The organism is Hydrocoleum sp. CS-953 (assembly GCF_002260545.1).
Lineage (GTDB): Bacteria > Cyanobacteriota > Cyanobacteriia > Cyanobacteriales > Microcoleaceae > Trichodesmium.
In genome coordinates this window covers 1-4,035 of sequence record NZ_LGSU01000642.1, presented here as the reverse complement: position 1 = coordinate 4,035, position 4,035 = coordinate 1, and the positions used below count along the sequence as shown (strand labels likewise).

The window sequence follows — 4,035 nt, the reverse complement described above, 5'->3', positions numbered from 1 at the left end:
CCCTACTCCCTACTCCCTACTCCCTATTCCCTAATGCTAAGATATCTAATACAAACCCGGTTTCTAGAAGAGCTATGAAATAATCGCTCTGGTGTTCTAAGAAACCGGGTTTGTTGGAAACAGGTGTCAGTATGGTAAGATATCTAATACAAACCCGGCTTCTAGAAGAGCTATGAAATAATCGCTCTGGTGTTCTAAGAAACCGGGTTTGTTGGAAACAGGTGTCAGTATGGTAAGTAAGATATCTAATACAAACCCGGTTTCTACAGTTGAAAAATCATAGCTATTTTCCCCTACTCCCTACTCCCTACTCCCTATTCCCTAATGCTAAGATATCTAATACAAACCCGGTTTCTAGAAGAGCTATGAAATAATNTTTTCCCCTACTCCCTACTCCCTACTCCCTATTCCCTAATGCTAAGATATCTAATACAAACCCGGTTTCTAGAAGAGCTATGAAATAATTGCTCTGATGTTCTAAGAAACCGGGTTTGTTGGAAACAGGTGTCAGTATGGTAAGATATCTAATACAAACCCGGTTTCTACAGTTGAAAAATCATAGCCATTTTCCCCTACTCCCTACTCCCTATTCCCTATTCCCTATTCCCTATTCCCTAATATCAACTTCTGAGATTTACCTTCAGTTTATCAACCAAAGCATCTCTAACTTTTTGCTGCACCGGATCGACATCCGCATCAGTAAGAGTTCGATCGCTCACTCGATAAACTAACCGAAAAGCTAAACTTCTTTCACCATCGGGTACATTTTCACCCCGATATTCATCAAATAATTCTATAGACTCCAATAACTTCCCAGCAGCTTGAGAAATTACCTGTTTAATCTCATCCACTGATACCTCAACTGGTACAAAGAAAGCAATATCTCGGTCAGCAGGAGGGAATGTAGAATAACCACTAAACTTGCGTCTGACAATATTTCCTTGAGTCATTACTGACACCAACACTGTCAAGTCAAGTTGAAAAACATAAACCTCATCTGGCAACTCTCGCTCTTGTCGCAGTTGAGGATGTAGCTGCCCAAAAATACCAAGATATTTACCTTGTAACCATAATGATGCTGTGCGACCTGGATGCAGCAGAGAATTTTCGGAGTTTGCTTTGTACTCCACTTTCAAATAGAGTCGTTCAAAAACTTGTTCTAAAATTCCTTTAGCTTCAAACCAACTCAAAGGTTGTTCCTTACCACCCCGCGTCCAACTTTTAGCACCATTACTAATAATTCCGGCGATCGCTTCTGCTTCTTGAAATTTTTCTGAGTCTTTCCAGAAAATACGACCTATCTCAAACCCGTTTAATACTCCATTTCCTTGTTCCAGGTTATATTGAAAAGCATCAATAAGTCCGGTTAAAAGTTCTGTACGGAGAGCAGAATATTCCACAAATAGAGGATTAGCGATCGCTATTTGATTTTCCCCACNTTACTAATAATTCCGGCGATCGCTTCTGCTTCTTGAAATTTTTCTGAGTCTTTCCAGAAAATACGACCTATCTCAAACCCGTTTAATACTCCATTTCCTTGTTCCAGGTTATATTGAAAAGCATCAATAAGTCCGGTTAAAAGTTCTGTACGGAGAGCAGAATATTCCACAAATAGAGGATTAGCGATCGCTATTTGATTTTCCCCACCTTGTTTTACCAAAGAATATTGCATCAATTCTGTTAACCCTGCACCTCGGAAAGCTACCCGAAGACTACGGAGCGCCAACTGTTCCGGTGGCAAATAACCTGCTGCACTTTTGCTTGGTAGAGTTTCACAGAAATTATCGTATCCGTACAAACGCGCAACTTCTTCTATCAAATCTATTTCTCGTTCTAAGTCTCGATAACGATAGGGAGGTACCGTCACATTCCAAACCACTGCTTCTTTAGTTTCGGTTTTACTCAAGTCACATCCTAAAGATTTGAGAATACCTTCAACTTCCTCTGGTTGCAGAAAAGACTCATTCAAATTATCTTCCCCACGCTTCAGTGGTCCTAAAATTTCGTTAATGCGATCTAGACGCAGGGATAATTCGCGACTTGCTGTGATACTATCTGCTTTAGTAGTAAAAGTTTCTTGATGAGTAACCTTTCCTCCAGCTAAATCAGTAATTAAATGAATAGCGCGACGACAAGCTAATGCTAATTCTGCTTGATTAACCCCCCGTTCAAATCTAGTAGAAGCTTCTGTCCGTAAACCTTGAGTTCGAGCTGAACGACGAATAGCAATAGGAGCAAAAATTGCTGCTTCTAAGAATAGATTTGTCGTATTGTCATCAACTTCAGTTTCTTCTCCACCCATTACTCCTGCTAAAGCTACTGGTTGGTCATTCGCCGTAATTAATAAAGTTTCAGCTTCCAGAGTGCGCTTTTGACTGTCCAAGGTAACGAGAGATTCATCAGGTTTTGCATAACGAACTCCAATTGTCAATAATTTTTCATCCGTCAGGGCTTGAATTTTATCTTTGTCAAAACCATGCAGTGGTTGGCCCCACTCCAACAGAATATAGTTGGTGATATCTACGACATTATTGATAGCTCTTATACCTGTAGCTTCTAATCGCTGTTTTAACCATTCTGGTGAAGGACCAATTTTTACTCCTTCAATGACAGTACCAATATAAATGGGGCAAGCTTCCGATTCTGAGATATCTATTTTGAGACTACTATTGCTGTCTTGCTTTGGGATAATAACTTCAGAAACATCTGGTATTCTGAGGGATGCTCCGGTCAGAGCAGCAACTTCGCGGGCTACACCAATCATACTCAGGGCATCAGCACGATTTGCCGTTGTTGTCAAGTCTAAAATTACATCATCTAGACCGAGTAAAGGCCCTACATCACTACCTAACTTGGGCTTTTCTAGGTCAAATATATGAATACCTTCAGAATCTTTTGTGAGGCCCAGTTCTGACAAAGAACAAATCATTCCTTCGGAGGGGACTCCCCGGAGTTTACTCTTTTTAATCTTTAAGTCAATGGCAGCCAAATAAGCACCAACGGTAGCTACTGCGACATAAATATCTGCTTTAGCGTTAGAAGCTCCACAAACAATATTTAATGGGTCTGGCTTACCAATGTCCACTTGGCAAACTTGAAGTTTATCAGCATTAGGGTGCTTGTTAGCTTCAAGTATTTTTCCTAATACTACTCCTGCTGACCAAGTGCTTCGGTCTTCTATTTCTTCCACCTCAAAGCCTGCCATTGTCAGAGTTTCGGCTAATTCTTCTGGAGTAATGTTAATGTCTACCAGTTCCCGCAACCAGTTCAGAGAAATACGCATTCTTTAATAATTCCCAATCTTTAGGCATAGTAGTAGCGTGTCTAGACTAAAATTGTTGGTAAAACCTAATCCCCCAACTCCCTTCCTATCCCCCCTTAACCCCCGCGTCAAAGGGGGGGAGGAGGGAAGGGGGGAGATATTCTCCCCTCTCGTGCAAGGAGAGGGGTCGGGGGAGAGGTCTTCATTCTGCTGAAACTTACCCACATTATTAAAGCTAGACGCGCTAGTAGAGCAAATATCTTGCTCTAAGGCCATATTTATGACCTCAAGTAACATTTTATCTCTCTGGTGGTTGGGGTTTTAATGAAGTCAGAAGTCGTAATCCCGAAGTCAGAAGTCATGCTTTTTTTTTGAAGTCAGAAGTAATCCCGGACTAAGTTCGAGGGTTTATAAATGTCCTAAACTATTTGCATAGTGCTATATAATTGGTTTAGATATGTAGATGATAGTAATTATATCAAAAAATGTTAAACCCTCTGTATTTATAGGGATGGGCTTAACTAGGAATAGGAAAAGGGATTTGTCACAAATATTTATCCAAATTGTGCCATCTGTTTTCGTGACACATAAGCTTTCATTGAATTTATCCAAACTTACTGTTACAAACTCTTTCTCCTCAATTTATTACACTCAAGCTGAAAATTCCAAAATGCTTCTGAGTAGCTAAATATTTCTCCGGAGTGCTAATTTATTAATCTTAATAGTTATAGTTTTCTACCATGATAAAAATGTCTTTTCTTGTTATTATAATC

The 4,035-nt window shown here is 40.0% G+C and carries 2 protein-coding genes; both read right to left on the bottom strand.

The annotated features are described in order from the left end of the window. Positions 1-620 precede the first annotated feature (620 nt). Positions 621-1,400: a hypothetical protein gene (locus AFK68_RS07250; RefSeq protein WP_371357271.1), complete on the bottom strand. Its 780-nt coding sequence runs from the start codon at positions 1,398-1,400 to the stop codon at positions 621-623. 39 nt (positions 1,401-1,439) lie between these two features. Further along, positions 1,440-3,283, bottom strand: a 1,844-nt coding sequence (pheT, locus tag AFK68_RS07245) for a phenylalanine--tRNA ligase subunit beta (RefSeq protein WP_143437656.1), incomplete at its 3' end; no start/stop codon positions are given. Between the last annotated feature and the right edge of the window lie 752 nt (positions 3,284-4,035).